A 15,922-nucleotide genomic window follows, 5' to 3' on the forward strand; every position below is an offset into this window, starting at 1 on the left:
GCGGGCACGGGGTCTGAGGAACATCCGTGTCAGATCGTGCGCTAAGGGTTCGCTGGGCAGTTTGGTGCTTTGACCTGGGGTGATTGAGCGTCGGAGCCTTCGTGGGTCGTTGTTGTCGATCTTCGGAGAGCTGTTGTGGCGGTCGAGTTCCTGACGGACGAGCAGGCGGCCCGGTACGGGTCGTTCCACGAGGTGCCCTCACGGGCGGAGCTGGAGCGGTACTTCTTCCTGGACGACGCGGACCGGGAGGCGGTGCGGGCCAAGCGCCGGGCCCACAACCGGCTCGGGTTCGCGGTCCAGCTCACGAGCGTGCGGTTCCTGGGCCGGTTCATGCCAGACCCGCGGCAGGTGCCGGCGGAGGTGGCCGAGTACCTGGCCGGGCAGCTGGAGATCGCGGACGTCTCGTGCCTGAAGCTGTATGGCGAGCGGGACGGTACGGCCCGTACGCACGCCGGGGAGATCCAGGAGGCCGGGGGCTGGCGGGACTTCGCCGAGGTCCGCGAGGAGCTGGCGGGCTGGCTGGACGCGCGGGCATGGACGACGGGGGACGGGCCGAAGGCGCTGTTCGACGCGGCGGCGGGGTGGCTGCGCGAGGGGCGGGTGCTGCTGCCGGGGGCGAGCCGTCTGGCGCGGCTGGTGGGCTCAGTGCGGGAGGCGGCGAACCAGCGGTTGTGGGACACGCTGTACGGGATGCTGAGCGTGGGGCAGCGGGCGGTGCTGGACTCGCTGCTGACGGTGCCGCCCGGCGAGCGGGTGTCGGAGCTGGACCGGCTGCGGCGCGGTCCGGTGCGGATCTCGGGCCCGCAGATGAAGCGGGCGCTGGAGCGGGCGGTGGAGATCGCCGCGCTCGGGATGGGCGCCCTGGACGTGTCGGGTATACCGCCGCGGCGGCTGGCGGAGTTGTCGCGGTACGGGGTGGACGGCAAGGCGTCGCTGTTGCGCCGGCACTCGGATACTCGGCGGCTGGCGACGCTGCTAGCCACCACGGTGTACCTGACGTCGCGGGCGGTGGATGACGCGCTGGACCTGCTGGAAGTTCTGATCGCGACGAAGCTGCTGGCCAGGGCGGAGCGCGAGAGCGCGAAGGAGAAGCTGAAGACCTTGCCGCGCGTGGAGCGGGCGTCGGCGAAGCTGGCGACCGCGTTCCAGGTCGTGTTCGACACTACCTCCGAGCAGGTCGACACAGACACGGGGGAGATCGCGCCGCCGAAGGTGGCGAGCCTGGAGGCGATGTGGGCGGAGATCGAGCGGGTAGTGCCCCGGCACGAGCTGGCCGCGGCGATCGCCGCGCTGTTCGAGCTGACCCCGCCGCTGGACTCCGACGCCGACGAGGCATGGCGGGCGATGCTGGTCAACCGGTTCGGCACCGTCCGGCCGTTCCTAAAGCTGCTGGTTACCGTGGTGGACTTCGACGCCACCCCCGAGGGCGACGCTGTGCTGAACGCGCTGCGGTCGCTGCCGGAGCTGATGGGCCGCAAGAAGGTCGGCCCGGCCGAGATCGACACCGGCCTGCTGACCGGGTCGTGGCGGCGCCTGGTCCTGGCGGCGCCGCACCTGGAGCCGGGCACGGTGGATTGGAAGGCGTACACGTTCTGCGTCCTGGAGCAGCTGCACCGGATGCTGCGGAGCAAGCAGGTGTTCGCCAAGAACTCCTCCAAGTGGGGCGACCCCCGGGCGAAGCTGCTGGCCGGTGAGGTGTGGCAGCAAGCCCGTCCGACCGTGCTGGCCTCCCTGAACCTGCCCGGCGAGGCAGACGGGCACCTGGCGGCGCGGGCCGCGCTGCTGGACGGCACCTACCGGGAGGTCGCCGGCCGCGTCCCCGCCAACGCGCAGATCGTCTTCGACGACGACGGGCGGCTGCACTTCGCCGCCCTGGAGCCGGAGCCCGAACCGGCCTCCCTGCTGGACCTGCGGGCGGCCGTCAACGCGATGCTGCCCCGGGTGGACCTGCCCGAGGTGCTGCTGGAGGTGTTCTCCTGGACCGGCGCCGACCAGGCGTTCACCTCGGTGACCGGCGGCGAGGCCCGCCTCAGAGACCTGCACGTCACCATTGCCGCGCTGCTGGTCGCCCACGGCTGCAACGTCGGCTACACCCCGGTCCTGGGCGGCGCGGACGCGCTGAAGTACGGGCGGCTGTCCCACGTCGACCAGACGTATCTGCGGCTGGCGACCTACCGGGCCGCGAACGCCGCCCTCATCGGCCACCAGGCGTCCATCGGCCTCGCCCAGAGCTGGGGCGGGGGTCTGGTCGCCTCGGTCGACGGGATGCGGTTCGTCGTCCCCGTCCCCAGCGTCTACGCGCGGCCGAACCCGAAGTACTTCGGGCGCCGGGGCGGCGCGACCTGGCTCAACATGATCAACGACCAGGCCGCCGGGCTCGGCGGGAAGGTCGTGGCCGGCACCCCGCGCGACTCCCTGTACGTGCTGGACGTCCTCTACGACCGCGACGGCGGCAAGCGCCCGGAGATGATCGTCACCGACACCGCGAGCTACAGCGACATCGTGTTCGGCCTGCTCACCCTGGCCGGGTTCGCGTACGCGCCGCAGCTTGCCGACCTGCCGGACCAGAAGATGTGGCGCATCGACCGCGCCGCCGACTACGGCGCCTTCCAGGACGCCGCTCGCGGCCGGGTCGACCTCGCGCGGATCGAGCGCCACTGGGAGGACATCCTGCGGATCATCGGCTCCATCCACACCGGGGCCGTGCGCGCGTACGACGTGGTCCGCATGCTGTCGCGCGACGGGCGCCCGACCCCGCTCGGCGACGCGATCGCCCACTACGGGCGCATCTCCAAGACCCTGCACATCCTGCGCCTGGCCGACGAGCCCGGCTACCGGCGGCAGATCAAGAGCCAGGCGAACCTCCAGGAGGGCCGCCACTCCCTCGCCCGGAAGATCTTCCATGGCCGGTCCGGGCAGCTCTACCAGCGCTACCAGGACGGCATGGAAGACCAGATCGGGGCCCTGGGCCTGGTCCTAAACGCCTTGGTGCTGTTCAACACGCGGTACATGGACGCCGCGGTGAGCCAGCTGCGTGCGGACGGCTTCGACGTCCGTGACGAGGACGTGGCCCGCCTCTCGCCGTTCGTGCGGCATCACGTCAACATGCTCGGCCGGTACTCCTTCCAGCTTCCCGACCTGCCCGGCGGCCTGCGTCCGCTGCGCGATCCGGACGCCACCGACGAGGAATGACCCGGTCCCGCGCCGCCGGATGGGAGGACCCTGGAGCTATGGCCAGGAGGTACGTCCGGCGGTGCGCATAACGAGATCTCCGACAGAGCCTGGAATTCCCCAGCCCCGGTCACCGGGCTGGGCGACATGGACTCCGCCGGTGGCCGCAGGCGGGGTGGAGCGGTTCTTCGGGCAGGTGTAGCCCGTCAGGGCTGCCGGGTCGACGGTTTGCTCGTGGATTGCGCGTTCTGCTCTAGTCCGGTCGTGGCGGACCAGCTGGCGAGCAGCTTGAGACCGTCCTCGGCGGCGGTTTCGGGGGGCGCGCTGTAGACGACCACGCTCAGGCCGCTATCGTCCGGCAGGCTCATGGTCTCCTGATCGAGTTCCAGGTCGCCGACGAGCGGATGGTTGAGGCGTTTGGTGCTCTCGCGGAAGACATGCACGTCGTAAGATCCCCACATCACGCGGAAGGTGTCGCTGCGGGTGGACAGTTCGCCGATCAGGTTCGACAGTTCCCGGTCGTAGGGGCGTTTCCCCGCCTCGGCGCGCAGCGCACCCACGGCGAAGCGGGCCATGCGCTCCCAGTCGGTGTAGAACCGCCTGGCTGCTGGATTGAAGAACGCGAACCGGGCGACGTTCGCCCCGCAGGTCGGGTCGGCGTACATCTCCGAGTACAGGGCCCGGCCCAGCGGGTTGGCGGCCAGCGTGTCGAGGCGGTTGTTCATCACGTATGCCGGCATCCCCGGCATGCCTTCGACGATCCGCGCCACGCTCGGCCTCACCGTCGGCCGGACCTCCCGCTGCCGTGCCCGCGCCCCCGGCGCTGGCCCGGCAGCGCGGGCGAGGTCGTACAGGTACATGCGCTCGGTGGCATCCAGCCGCAGGGCCTGGGCAAGGGCGTCCAGCACGCTGTCGGAGACCCCTTGGAGGTTGCCGCGCTCCAGGCGCGTGTAGTACTCGACGCTCACCCCGGCGAGCGTGGCGACCTCTCCCCTGCGCAGTCCGGGCACCCGCCGCTGACCGTAGGTCGGCAGACCCGCCTGCTCGGGGGTGATCTTGTCGCGTCGGGAGCGGAGGAAAGCGCTGACTGCGTCCCGGTTGTCCATGACGACAGGGTAGGCAGGCCACGCGAGCGGTGGGGGACCCTGCCAGTACCCCTCACAGCAGAAACTCCCCCGTCACGACCTTCTGCCGTTGCATGGTGCGTGCCCCAGTCCTCTGGGGCCCGACCGGTGCGAGGACGCATGTGCCCCCGGGCCGGCCGACCTTTCCAGTACCGGAACAAAACTGAAGGGCACGCAAGATGAGCAACCAGATGAAGACGCTGGCGGAGAGCCCCGCGCAGGTCGTGCGAGGGCTGTATGACGCGCTGAGCAAGGGCGACGTGCCGGGTGTCCTGGCCAAGCTCGCCCCCGAGGTGATCGTCGACGAACCGACCCAGCTCCCCTACGGCGGCGTGCACCAGGGCCGCGAGGTGTTCGTGCAGTCGATCCTGGGCGCGATGATGGGCTACGCCAACATCGCCATCACCGATGCCGAGGTGTTCGAAGGCCCGGCCGGCGTCATCGGAAGGCTCACCGGAACGCTCACGGCCCACACCACCGGTGAGGAGTTCCCGCTGACCATGGTCGAGATCCACCAGGTCGAGGACGGCACAGTGCGCAAGATCGACGTCTACACCAAGAACCCCCACGAGCTCGCCGCGTTCTACGCGCGCGCCGAGGCGGGCACCCGCTGACGACGGCACCTCGTCAAGATTCCGGCCGAGTTGCCTCACGGCAGCGCGAGCAACTCGGCCGACTCATCCCCAGCCCAGGCCCAGGCCGTCGCATCGATGACCCCTGTCCGCATCAGCGACACCGCGACCAGCCACGCGCACCACACAGCGAAGGAAAATCATGACCACCACCTGGTTCATCACCGGCACCTCCTCAGGCTTCGGGCGACTGCTCACCGAACACCTGCTGGCCCGTGGCGACCGCGTCGCCGCCACGCTCCGTCGGCCCGAGGCTCTCGATGACCTCCGCGCCGAGCACGGCGACCGGCTCTGGACCGCCCAGCTCGATGTCACCGACACCGAGCGAGTGCGTCGCGTCGTCGACGAGGCGTTTGAGACCCTCGGCACGATCGACGTCGTCGTCAACAACGCCGGCTACGGAGTTCTCGCGTCCGTCGAGGAGGCGTCCGACGAGCAGATCCGGCGCGTCATCGACACCAACCTGCTCGGCTCGATCCAGGTCATCCGTGCCGCCCTCCCGCACCTGCGCGCCCAGGGCCGAGGCCGCATCCTGCAGGTGTCCACCGCGGGCGGTCAGACGACCTACCCCGGCCTGGGCTACTACCACGCCTCCAAGTGGGGCATCGAGGGGTTCTGCGAGACCGTCGCCCGCGAGATCGCGCCGTTCGGCCTGGCCCTGACCATCATCGAGCCGGGCGCGACCCCCACCAGCTTCGGCACGTCGCTGGACATCGCACCGCCCCTGCCCGAGTACGAGAACACCCCCGCGGCCGACACCCGGCAGGCGTTCCTCGGCGGCCACTTCCCGGTGCCCAACAGCGCAGAGAAGCTCACGGACGTGATGATCGACCTCGTTGACTCCGGCGCGACCCCGCTCCGCCTCCCGCTCGGCCCCGACACCTACGAAGACGTCCGCGCCGCCCTCACCGGCCGGCTCGCCGAACACGAGGCTCATCGCGACGTCGCCCACTCAGTGGCGGCCACAACCGCCCGGTGACCCAAACCCGCGTCAGTAGCACCGACGATGAGTGACTACGCGGGTTCGCCGTACTCGGCGATGTATGCCGCGCGGTTCTCCGCGATGATCGCCCGGCCGCCCTCTGCGGTGAGGTGGTCGACCGAGGAGACGGCCGGCATCTGCCGCCCGTCGACGTTGGACGTGATCAGTGCGATCCGGCGGGCCAGTTCGGCGACGACGCTGGGAGCCGACTCGACCGGCGCGGGCCCCGGAGGACCTTGGCCGACTGTGCCCCTGGCGGCGTGGGCGCTCAGAGCGGCGGCGAATGGCGGTACGCGTCTGGCCGTGGTGTGGTTCCACGGTAGGGCACACCGCTGACAGCAGGGTCAGCGGCGCGCGTCGCCGGGGGCAAGCAGGCTGGTCAGCTCCGAGATCGCCTCGGGGGACGGCTTGAAGTAGCGGCGGACGTTCTCCGGCTTCTTGTGCCGCGACTTCGCCATCAGCATCAGCAGGGAGGCGCCCTGCTCGCCGAGCTGGGTCAGGGCGGAATGGCGGTACTCGTGCAGGTCCCAGCCGGTGCCCGGCCCGCGTACGGCGGTGTGCTCGTCCGGGCGCCCTTGGCCTTGACCGGGCAGCGGCGCCCGGCGAAGTCCAGGTCCTCGATGTTCACACCGAGGATCTCCTCCGCCCGCCCGGCGGTCTCATAGAGCATCCGCCACAGCGTCTTCTCCCGAAGATGTACCTCGCGCCGGGCGATCAGCCGGTCCACGGCTATCTTTGAGCGGGCCGGGGTCTCGGAGTCTGGCACCGCCAGCCGCGTCGCCCAGGCCGGGACGGACGGCCCGTCGTAGCCGTGTTCCTCGCACCAGCCCAGCCACGACAGCACCGACGCCCGACGCGCGTTCCAAGTGTTGACCGCCGCGGTGCCCCACAGCAGCTCCAGGGCCTCGCCGATCTCGTCGTCCGCGACCGACCCGAGCGGGCGGGCCTCACCGATCCGCTCGGCCGTCTTGCCGACGCTGGTCGAGTAGCTTCGGACCGTGTTCGGGTTGCCGAGCGAGTCGAGGAAGGCGTCCGCCGCCGCACGGACGGTCAACGTCTTCCCGGCCGGCAGTTGCACGACGGTGGGCACCGCTTCCCCCTTGCCGCAGATAACAGGGCCGCTTCACGTACGGCCCGGAGAACGTCATCGCAGGTGACGAACCAAGCTCCCGCAGATAAGAGGGCGTTATCTGTGGGACGACTTCAGACCGGCCCTGCCGCCGACGACCCACCGGCCGCCCACCAGGGCCGACGAGGGCTTAGCGCACGATCTGACACCGATGTTCCTCAGACCCCGGCACCGGCAGACTTCCCTCACGGAACCACCGCCGCGCCGTCTGCGGGTGCACCCCCTGGGCCCTCGCCCACTCGGTCAGATTCACGCCCACGACAGTACGGCCCACTCACTCATGGGTGCTAACGATCGCTCATATATCGCTAGAAAGAGTGCAGTTCTCACCCTGCACGTCACCGTGGACGGCGTCCCCCTCGTCGCCGGGGGCGGCACCCAGTCGGCCGAGCACGCGGCGTTCGAGACCATCGTGGGCAGCGTCGGGCAGAGCACCCCCGACCTCGCCGTGGTCCTTCGCAGGGAGCGCCGGGTTGAAGCTGAGCCCGCAAGCGGGCTGCGCGCGGACGCACGCCCCTGCGCGCTGCTCTGTGCTTGCGCGCCGCCTCGGATGCGGGTGTCTGGGTGCGGATGACTGGGGAGTTACCCATGTAACGCCGCCGATGGTGTGGCGGGCACAGCAAGCTGCTCGGTGAACGAAGAAGGCGGCCTGAGGTGTACCGCACCCCCTGAGCCCCCGATTCCCGCTCGGACTAGGTGCGTGCTTGGAACAACTGGAGAGATGATGCCCCTGCCGCAGCACGAACTGCCCACCCTGTTCCAGGCAGAACTGGAACGACAGTGGTCGCCAACAGCGCAGGCAGCGGCGCGCGGACAAGGGGAAGTTCCTTTCCACGGGAGGGAATCGATGGCGGACGAAAGCGTGCGTCCCGAGCTGCTCAAGACCACCAGCAAAGAAGGCGCGAAGCTCCTGTTCGAATTGGGAGCAAAGCAACTTGGCGCTCAGCACGTCGCCCGGGTAACCGCACAGGAAACGACTAAGTATGCGGCAGTGGTGGCAAGCCAGAAGGGAGCCGAGGCCGGAGTCAGCGGCTTTCTCGCAGTGAATCAAGCGGCAGCCCAGTACGCCACCAACGTCGCCGCCAGCCAAGCCACTGCGCAAACGTGGGCCAAAGTGGCTGGCCCCGCCGCAGGCGCCGTTGCTGCACCCATCGCAGAGTGGATCACACTGAAATGCGACGGGCAGGAGCATAGCGGCACCGACTACGCGGAGGCCGGAGTTCGCGGACTCGTCTCGGGAGCGGCCGGCGCGGCAGCCACCGCAGCAACCAGTGCGGCGATTACCGGCTTGGCAACGAGCGCGGCGGCCGGCGCGGCAGCGGGATCCGTGGTGCCAGGTCTTGGAACCGCGGTCGGCGCCATTGCCGGTGCCGGGGTCAGCCTGGGTGTCAACTCCTGGATGAAGGAAAAGAAGGTCCTTGAGCGTATTGCCGACACAGCGGACGACGTAGCGACCGAACTTACCGACCTCATCGATGGCGCCGTCGATGGCGCATACGATCTGGCACGTAGGAGCTGGAAGCGCGTCCGCCTGGCATTCGGAGGCTGAATCACGGTTTCGCCAGAGAGGCGACAGGGCGGTTGGACCGAACCGGTGCCCTCCCCCCGGCACCCCCTCGCCAACGTGGTCCCACCTGATCAGCACGCCCAACCCCCGGCAAACTCCGGAACGTTACTCGCAGCCTGCCCGTGTCTTTCATGGACCGGGTGGGTGTTCAAGGTCGCACCGTGGATGGGGCGCTCACGTGCACGAAGTCGCCGTACACAGGTCCCTCGGGATGCGAGCGGTGTGGGGTGCCGTCCTGGGCGCGGCACTCGCCGGGAAAGCGACGGCCTGCGACTTCCTTCCATGCCCGCAGGACACCATCAGCCGCCCTGCGCCAAGCGGAGCCACGCACTGGGGTCCTGGTCCGCCTGGGACCAGTGAAGCCCGAGTTCTGGGGCGGCCAACCAGACGCCCTGCCAGTCGATTGGCCGGCCCCGGCGCGAGGGCACGGACAAAGGATTCCTCCACACCCGCCTACCGGAATGTCGACGTCCAGGAAGAGCGGAAGCAACCTCAAGCTCTGCCCGGTCCGTTGGCAACAACCGCGTCGCCCTGGCCGACGCCCTCGATGCTCACCAAGAGCGCACCGCAGCAAGGCCGAACGCACCGGGGGCCGGCAGTTCGATCAGCTCGATGGCTATCCCGGTGCTGGCTGTACTCGAGCTGGATGCCAGCACCGCGCAGGTCGCCTGGCTGACGTTCCTGGGCCAGCTCCCTCCCGCGCTGCTCGCCCTGCATGCCGGTGCGCTCGGCGATCGTCACTCCAAGTGGCGGCAGATGATCACCGCGATCTGGTCAGTGCCGCGGCGTTGGCAACCGTCCCTTCGGCGGCCGCCATGGACGCGTTGACGCTGCCTCAGCTCATGGTCGTCGCCGCAGTTCAAGGCGCGGCGGGCGTGCTGCTGCGCGGGGAACTCCCGCCGGGCGGCAAGTGCGATCTCAAGACCCTGGCCCTCGAGTCCGGCGTCACCCGGACCGGCTTCTACCCAAAGAAGAACCGGGACGGCACTACCCGGCCGGGCCCCTACCAACATCTTGCCGAGGAGTTCGAGCGGCGCCTTGTGGCTCTGCAGCAGGCCGGGCAGACCGTCGACCCGCGGATCGCACAGATCCAACGGCTCAAGGCCCAGGTCGCCGAACTCAAGGAACATCTCGCCAACCGGGACGAAGTCGTGGCCGAACTCCCGCGTTCAAAAGTCTCGCGGTCTCCCGGCTCGCCGCCCAGCACGACGATATCCAGCGCCTTCGAGAACAAGCCGCGGCAGTTGACAACGTCCGCCATCTTCCGACCAGCCGGGTAGGCCAAGCGCCGTACGGATCGTGCAGCTGAGTCTCGCCCCGGCCCCGCGCGATGCCGCGCACGGTACACCCGCTGTTCGCCTGGTGGAGCACGAGTCACTTCGTGCATGCTCGCTCCTCAGCTCCACTGCTCGTGGATCTTGTGACGCGGCCCAGAGCTACATGCTGCGACGGGTGGCCAGCCCGTGTGGAGACGGCCTGGCGGGCTTGGTGCACTTCGGCGAGCCCGGTGATCTCCTCGATGGTGCGGGAGCTGGTCGTCCCGGCGATGGTTTCCCGCGCGTAGGCGGTGTCTGTAGCAGGCCAGGGATCGCGAGCCGTGCCTGCCCACTCGCACCCTTGCAAAACCGCTCCGCTGCTCGTGTCCCCAGGGACCGCACACGGCGAATGTCGAAATGCCGTCTGTGATCACAGCGGCAGACCGGCGTAGTAGCGTGTGGCGGCCGCGCGGGAACTGCCGCAGCCTGGAGAGACGGCCCCGGTGGTGAAGTGCGCCGGATACGCTGGCTCTCTGCGGCGTGGTCTGACCTGGCGCGCTCGGCTGCGCGGTGTGGAATTTGCGGAGGTGGCCCGTGGTGGACGAGGCCATTCCGCTCAGGCTGCTGGCGGATGTCACGGATGCGCTGAAGGCGGGCCGGGGCTGGGAAGGCAGCCTCCACAGGCTGGCGGAACTCCTGGTCGAACAGCTCGCGGACTGGTGCGTGATCGACCTGCTCGACCAGCGGGACCGGGCCCGCCGGGTCGTGGTGGCGGGCCGGGAGACGGGCCCGGACAGTCCCCGTCCGGGAGAGTCGTCGCGGTTGCTCCCGCCGTGGCCCCAGCATTCCGCCGCGCCGCTGGCCCAGGCCCTGCGCCGGGGCGCCGCCGTGCTGATCCCCGACGTGCCGCCGCCCGAGCGGGCCGCGGATCCCCTGGAACGCGCGCAACTGGAGTTGCTGGCCCGGCTGGGTGCGAATACCGCCATCGCCGCTCCGCTGGACGTCGGCGGCCGCCCCTTCGGCGTGATCATCGTGACGCGTAGCAAGGCGAGTCGGCCCTTCACCGAGGCCCAGGTCGCCCTGATCGGGAACATCGCGCATCAGGGGGCGCTCGTCGTGGAGAACGCCCGCCTGTACCACCAGCAGCGCGACATCGCGACGTACCTGCAGCGCTCCCTGCTGCCGGACACCCTGCCCGCAGTCCCCCCGTTCGGGCTCGCCGCCCGGTACCACCCCGCGCGTACCTACGCGGAGGTGGGAGGCGACTGGTACGACGCGATCGTGCTGCCGGACGGGACCTTCACGGTCGCCGTCGGTGACGTGGCTGGGCACGACGTGCGGGCCACAGCCCGGATGAGCCAACTGCGGCACATGCTCCGCGCTCTCATCCTCGACCGGCCAGGCCCCCCGGACGACGTGGTACGCCGTCTCGACCAGGCGCTGGAAAACCTTCACGAGCCCGACGTCACCGCCACGCTCGTCTTCGCAGTGGTGCGCCCGTCGGTTGCCGGTCCCTCCTCGATCACCTGGGCAAACGCCGGGCATCCACCCCCGCTGCTCGTCCCCGCACACGGCCCGGCACGCTTTCTGAGCGGCGGCCGCGGCCTCCCGCTCGGCGTGGATTCCGGCGTGCCCCGCGAGGTGGCGGCCAGCGAGCCGCTCACCGCGGGCAGCCTCTTCCTCCTCTACACCGACGGCTTGGTCGAACGGCGTGGCGAGGACCTGTCCGCCGGGCTGGAGCGGCTCGGGCGTGAGGCGGTGAGCCTGCGCGACCTTGCGCCGGACCGCTTCCTGGAGGAGCTGGTGGAGCGGGTCGCCCCGGCTCGCGAGGACGACATCGCTGTTCTGGCACTGTGCCACGCCGCCTCCGCATCGTGCTGAACGCACCGAACGGGCACGGCGGATGACATACCGTCATGTCTTCGCGCCGCTGCCGTGGGAGAGCCGGTCGGCCAGCACAGCGGCCTGGCTGTGGTCAACGTCCCGGGTGGCGGTCAGCAGGGTGACGCGGCCGCGGCGGGCGAGGTCATCGAGTTCGCGCAGGGCCTGCTGGTGGTCGGGGTCACGCAGTTCGGCGAGGTAACGCTTGCGGAACTCCTGGTAGCGCTCCGGGTCGTGGGCGTACCAGCGGCGCAGTTCCGTCGACGGGGCGACGTCGCGCAGCCACGCGTCGAGGTGGGCGTCGTCCTTGCGCAGACCGCGCGGCCAAACCCGGTCCACCAGGACCCGGACGCCGTCCTCGGGCGAGACTTCCTCGTAGATGCGGTGGTATCTGATGTCCTTGACCTTGGCCATGATGTCCTCCAAGGGCAGATCAGTGGCGCCGGCCGCCCGGATTCCGGCCGGTGGCCCCATTGGTACGGCTACCGTGAAAGCGGGTGGGCCATGCCTGACCCACCAGACGCACCCGACGCTGAGGCTTTCCCCGTCGATGCGGCTGCCCGCTCCCGCACGCTGACGGGACTGGACGGACAGGTGGTGCGCTGCCGGGCTTGCCCTCGCCTGGTGGCGTGGCGGGAGGAGGCCGCCCGCATCAAGCATCCGGCGTTTCGTGACTGGGCGTACTGGGGGCGGTCGGTGCCCGGGTTCGGGCCTGCGGACGCTGCTCTGCTGGTCACGGGGCTGGCTCCCGCGGCGCACGGCGCGAACCGCACGGGCCGGATGTTCACCGGCGACCGGGCGGGCGACCTGCTCTATGCGACGCTGTACGAGCTGGGCCTGGCTTCCAGGCCGGCTTCGGCCCGCCGGGACGACGGACTGGAGCTGTACGGGGTCAGAGTCACCGCACTGGTGCACTGCGCGCCGCCGGGCAACCGCCCCATGCCGGGTGAGCGGGACACCTGCCGCCCGTGGCTGGCGCAGGAGTTGCGGTTGCTGCGTCCGAACGTGCGGTCCGTCGTCGTCCTGGGCGCCTTCGGCTGGAAGGCCGTACTGCCGGCCCTTCAAGCGGCGGGCTGGAGTGTGTCCCGGCCCCGCCAGGCGTTCGGCCATGGCGCGCGGGCAACACTGCCGGTTGACCGTCGCGGCCCTGCGGTGACCCTGTTCGACTGCTAGCACGTGAGCCAGCACAACGCTTTCACCGGCCGGCTCACCCCGGCGATGCTGCGCGAGGTGCTCGCCGAGGCCGCGCGGGCGGCCGGCCTTCCGGCGAGCAGGAGCGCGCCCGGTCCAACAAGGCCGCGGTGGAGCGGGCGGCGCTCGTGCCGCGCTGTCAGTGCGCGAGCCGTCGCCGCAACTCCTCCAGGTAGCCGTCGTATGCCGCCTCGACGTCGTCCAGGTCGATCAGTGGGGGGAGGTCGATGACGGGCTGGTGGTCGAGGAGGAACGCGGCGGTCTCGCGGACGGCACGCTGTTCGGCGTCGTCACCGGCTCCCAGCGCCTCCATGACGGCGGGAGTGGCCCGGAACTCGACTTCGGCCGTCTGGGTGCCGCTGCGGATGGCGACCAGGTACGCGTGGTCCCCCAGCGGCTGGATCTGGAACTCCACTGGCACACCGTCCATACCGGGACTGTACCCAGCAAGGGGTGAGTCCGCGCCGCCTGAAGCGTGCCCGGGGAGCCGTTTGCGGGCCGCCGGGTCGCGGGCGGACGATGGAACGACATCAGGCTCTGCCGCGGGCCGCGGACAGGCAGCGGGAAGAGGGATGGGGACCGTGTTCTCCGGCCGGCGGCGGGGAGGAGCAGCGGTGACATGAATTCCCTGGACGCACTGAGCGATGCCGGCGTGTCGGTCTGGTTGGACGATCTGAGCCGGGAGCGGCTGGTGTCGGGGAGCCTGGCCGAGCTGGTCGGGCGGGACCGGGTGGTGGGGGTGACCACCAATCCGACGATCTTCGCCAAGGCGATCACGAGCGGGGAGGCGTACGACGCCCAGATCCGTGACCTGGCGGCCCGCGGCGTTGAGGTGGGTGAGGCGCTGCGGGCGCTGACGACGTTCGACGTGCGGTGGGCGTGCGATGTACTGCGCCCGGTCTACGACGCGACGGGCGGCGTCGACGGGCGGGTCTCGATCGAGGTCGATCCCCGGCTGGCGCACGACACGGCGGCGACGGTCGCCGAGGCGCGGGCGCTGTGGTGGCTGGTGGACCGGCCCAACCTGTTCGTGAAGATTCCGGCCGCCCGGCAGGGCCTGGCGGCGATCGCCGAGTGCCTGGCCGAGGCGATCAGTATCAACGTCACGCTGCTGTTCTCCCTGTCCCGCTACGACGAGGTCGTTCAGGCGTTCCTGGACGGGATGGAACGCGCCCGCGCCGCGGGCCGGGACCTGGCCCGGATCGCGTCGGTGGCCTCGTTCTTCGTCTCCCGGGTAGACACCGAGGCGGACGCCCGCCTGGACAAGACCGGCACCGCGCGGGCGGCCCGCCTGCGCGGGCAGGTGGCGATCGCCAACGCACGGCTCGCCTACCGGCACTACGAGCGGGTGTTCTCCGAGCCCCGCTGGAAGTTGCTTAAACAGGCGGGGGCCCGTCCGCAGCGGCTGCTGTGGGCCTCCACCTCCGTCAAGGACCCCGCCTACCCGGATACGCGGTACGTGACCGACCTGGTCGCACCGAACGTGGTGAACACCATGCCGGAGGCCACGCTGCGCGCGGTCGCCGACCACGGGCAGGTGCCCGACGACTCGGTGCGCGCCCACTACGACGACGCGCGGCGGGTACTCGGCGAGCTGCAGGCGGTAGGCGTGGACTGCGACGACCTCGTCCAGACCCTAGAGGACGAGGGCGTGGCGAAGTTCGACGCCAGCTGGGAGCAGCTCGCCCGGCAGCTCGCAGACCAGATGCCCATCCGTCCCGCCACCCGCGAAGGAGGGAGCTGACCATGGCCGCGGACAACGCGTGCGTGATCGTCGGTGCAAGCCTGGCCGGGGCGAAAGCCGTGCAGGCACTGCGCGAGGAGGGCTTCGACGGCCCGCTGGTCCTGATCGGCGAGGAGAGCGAGCGGCCGTATGAGCGGCCGCCGCTGTCGAAGGGCTACCTGATGGGCAAGGATGCACGGGAGCAGATCTACGTCCACCCGCCCACCTGGTATCCCGAGCACGACATCGACCTGCGCCTGGGAACGGCCGTGACGGCCGTCGACCCGGCGGCGCACGAGGTGACGCTCGCGGACGGCGACCGGGTCGGCTACGGCAGGCTGCTGCTGGCCACCGGCTCCTCCCCGCGCCGCCTGCCGGTACCGGGCGCCGAACTGGAAGGGGTGCTGTACCTGCGCACAGTGGCGGACAGCGACCGGATCAAGGACGCCTTGCAGTCGGGGTCCCGGGCTGTGGTGATCGGCGGTGGCTGGATCGGCCTGGAGACCGCGGCGGCCGCCCGCACCGCCGGGCTGGAGGTCACGGTGCTGGAGCGGGCCGAGCTGCCGCTGCTGCGCGTGCTGGGCCGCGAGGTGGCCCAGGTCTTCGCGGACCTGCACCGCGACCAGGGAGTGGACTTGCGGTCCGGCGTGCAGGTCGCCGAGATCACCGGCAGCGGTGGCGCAGTGGACGGGGTGCGGCTGGCGGACGGCACCCGCCTTGCCGCTGACATGGTCATCGTGGGCGTCGGCATCACGCCGAACACGGGGCTGGCACAGCAGGCGGGCTTGGAGGTCGACAACGGCGTCCGTGTCGACGAACACCTGCGCACCTCCCACCCCGACATCCATGCCGCCGGTGACGTGGCGAACGCCTTCCATCCCCTGCTGGGCAAGCCTGTCCGTGTCGAGCACTGGGCCAACGCCCTGCACCAGCCCCTCACGGCAGCCCGGGCGATGCTCGGCCACCAGGACGCGGTCTACGACCGGGTGCCGTACTTCTTCACCGACCAGTACGACCTGGGCATGGAGTACGCCGGATACGTCCAACCGGGCGGCTACGACCAGGTCGTTTTCCGCGGCGACGTACCCGGGCGGCGGTTCATCGCCTTCTGGCTGGACGAAGGGCGGGTGCTGGCGGGCATGAACGTCAACATCTGGGACGTCAACGACCAGATCCAGGCTCTCGTCCGCGTCGGCCGCCCAGTCGACACGGGCCGTCTCACGGACCCCGACATACCTCTCGAATCCGTCCTGCAGCGCATGTAGC

12 protein-coding genes and 2 pseudogenes are annotated in these 15,922 nt (G+C 70.3%); 10 read left to right on the forward strand and 4 right to left on the reverse strand.

Annotated features, from left to right (window positions below; all coding sequences use genetic code 11):
- Window positions 1-135: 135 nt before the first annotated feature.
- Entirely contained in the window at window positions 136-3,192 is a 3,057-nt protein-coding gene (locus ACFY0T_RS35740; RefSeq protein WP_388880331.1) for a Tn3 family transposase, read from the forward strand.
- 185 nt (window positions 3,193-3,377) lie between these two features.
- On the opposite strand, the gene ACFY0T_RS35745 is transcribed toward ACFY0T_RS35740, so the two are convergent.
- Complete coding sequence (locus tag ACFY0T_RS35745; protein ID WP_388880334.1) at window positions 3,378-4,277, reverse strand: helix-turn-helix transcriptional regulator; 900 nt, start codon at window positions 4,275-4,277, stop codon at window positions 3,378-3,380.
- Between the two features lie 197 nt (window positions 4,278-4,474).
- Here ACFY0T_RS35745 and ACFY0T_RS35750 point away from each other — a divergent pair, with 197 nt between their 5' ends.
- Entirely contained in the window at window positions 4,475-4,909 is a 435-nt protein-coding gene (locus ACFY0T_RS35750) for a nuclear transport factor 2 family protein (RefSeq protein ID WP_388880337.1), read from the forward strand.
- Window positions 4,910-5,069: 160 nt separating this feature from the next.
- The gene (locus ACFY0T_RS35755) at window positions 5,070-5,906 is read left to right on the forward strand and encodes an SDR family oxidoreductase (protein ID WP_388880340.1); all 837 of its coding nucleotides are present in this window, start codon (window positions 5,070-5,072) and stop codon (window positions 5,904-5,906) included.
- Window positions 5,907-6,253: 347 nt separating this feature from the next.
- On the opposite strand, the pseudogene ACFY0T_RS35760 reads toward ACFY0T_RS35755, so the two are convergent.
- Window positions 6,254-6,999 (reverse strand): annotated as a pseudogene (locus ACFY0T_RS35760) (site-specific integrase).
- Window positions 7,000-7,885: 886 nt separating this feature from the next.
- Here ACFY0T_RS35760 and ACFY0T_RS35765 point away from each other — a divergent pair.
- From ACFY0T_RS35765 to ACFY0T_RS35780, 4 genes are all read left to right on the forward strand, one after another.
- Window positions 7,886-8,587 carry a hypothetical protein gene (locus tag ACFY0T_RS35765; RefSeq protein WP_388880343.1) on the forward strand — a complete coding sequence of 234 codons (702 nt, stop codon included), beginning with the start codon at window positions 7,886-7,888 and terminating at the stop codon, window positions 8,585-8,587.
- 630 nt (window positions 8,588-9,217) lie between these two features.
- Window positions 9,218-9,433, forward strand: a complete 216-nt coding sequence (locus ACFY0T_RS35770) for a hypothetical protein (protein ID WP_388880346.1) — start codon at window positions 9,218-9,220, stop codon at window positions 9,431-9,433.
- On the forward strand, window positions 9,421-9,885 hold the full coding sequence (locus tag ACFY0T_RS35775; protein ID WP_388880349.1) for a hypothetical protein: 465 nt from the start codon (window positions 9,421-9,423) through the stop codon (window positions 9,883-9,885). Before ACFY0T_RS35770 ends, ACFY0T_RS35775 begins: the two co-directional genes overlap by 13 nt.
- Before the next feature lie 573 nt (window positions 9,886-10,458).
- Entirely contained in the window at window positions 10,459-11,742 is a 1,284-nt protein-coding gene (locus ACFY0T_RS35780) for a PP2C family protein-serine/threonine phosphatase (protein WP_388880352.1), read from the forward strand.
- Window positions 11,743-11,775: 33 nt separating this feature from the next.
- Here the strand turns inward: ACFY0T_RS35780 and ACFY0T_RS35785 are convergent, their stop codons facing one another.
- Window positions 11,776-12,156 carry a DUF488 domain-containing protein gene (locus tag ACFY0T_RS35785; protein WP_388880355.1) on the reverse strand — a complete coding sequence of 127 codons (381 nt, stop codon included), beginning with the start codon at window positions 12,154-12,156 and terminating at the stop codon, window positions 11,776-11,778.
- A gap of 90 nt (window positions 12,157-12,246) precedes the next feature.
- Here ACFY0T_RS35785 and ACFY0T_RS35790 point away from each other — a divergent pair.
- Window positions 12,247-13,017: pseudogene (locus ACFY0T_RS35790) on the forward strand (uracil-DNA glycosylase); the annotation flags it as partial.
- Between the two features lie 55 nt (window positions 13,018-13,072).
- On the opposite strand, the gene ACFY0T_RS35795 reads toward ACFY0T_RS35790, so the two are convergent.
- Window positions 13,073-13,363, reverse strand: coding sequence for a hypothetical protein (locus ACFY0T_RS35795; protein WP_388880358.1), 291 nt, complete (start codon window positions 13,361-13,363; stop codon window positions 13,073-13,075).
- Window positions 13,364-13,552: 189 nt separating this feature from the next.
- Between ACFY0T_RS35795 and tal the strand changes: the two genes are divergently transcribed.
- On the forward strand, window positions 13,553-14,677 hold the full coding sequence (gene tal, locus ACFY0T_RS35800) for a transaldolase (RefSeq protein WP_388880362.1): 1,125 nt from the start codon (window positions 13,553-13,555) through the stop codon (window positions 14,675-14,677).
- Between the two features lie 2 nt (window positions 14,678-14,679).
- Window positions 14,680-15,921 carry an NAD(P)/FAD-dependent oxidoreductase gene (locus ACFY0T_RS35805; protein ID WP_388880364.1) on the forward strand — a complete coding sequence of 414 codons (1,242 nt, stop codon included), beginning with the start codon at window positions 14,680-14,682 and terminating at the stop codon, window positions 15,919-15,921.
- Window position 15,922: the final 1 nt, after the last annotated feature.

The organism is Streptomyces sp. NPDC001530 (assembly GCF_042894545.1).
GTDB lineage: Bacteria > Actinomycetota > Actinomycetes > Streptomycetales > Streptomycetaceae > Streptomyces.

Excerpts from the sequence above, each read along its gene's own strand:
- ACFY0T_RS35770 (WP_388880346.1), top strand. The coding sequence starts at position 9,218 with ATGGCTATCCCGGTGCTGGCTGTACTCGAGCTGGATGCCAGCACCGCG.
- ACFY0T_RS35805 (WP_388880364.1), top strand. The coding sequence starts at position 14,680 with ATGGCCGCGGACAACGCGTGCGTGATCGTCGGTGCAAGCCTGGCCGGG.
- ACFY0T_RS35795 (WP_388880358.1), bottom strand. The coding sequence starts at position 13,363 with ATGGACGGTGTGCCAGTGGAGTTCCAGATCCAGCCGCTGGGGGACCAC.
- ACFY0T_RS35750 (WP_388880337.1), top strand. The coding sequence starts at position 4,475 with ATGAGCAACCAGATGAAGACGCTGGCGGAGAGCCCCGCGCAGGTCGTG.
- ACFY0T_RS35785 (WP_388880355.1), bottom strand. The coding sequence starts at position 12,156 with ATGGCCAAGGTCAAGGACATCAGATACCACCGCATCTACGAGGAAGTC.
- ACFY0T_RS35775 (WP_388880349.1), top strand. The coding sequence starts at position 9,421 with ATGGACGCGTTGACGCTGCCTCAGCTCATGGTCGTCGCCGCAGTTCAA.
- ACFY0T_RS35755 (WP_388880340.1), top strand. The coding sequence starts at position 5,070 with ATGACCACCACCTGGTTCATCACCGGCACCTCCTCAGGCTTCGGGCGA.
- ACFY0T_RS35765 (WP_388880343.1), top strand. The coding sequence starts at position 7,886 with ATGGCGGACGAAAGCGTGCGTCCCGAGCTGCTCAAGACCACCAGCAAA.
- tal (WP_388880362.1), top strand. The coding sequence starts at position 13,553 with ATGAATTCCCTGGACGCACTGAGCGATGCCGGCGTGTCGGTCTGGTTG.
- ACFY0T_RS35745 (WP_388880334.1), bottom strand. The coding sequence starts at position 4,277 with ATGGACAACCGGGACGCAGTCAGCGCTTTCCTCCGCTCCCGACGCGAC.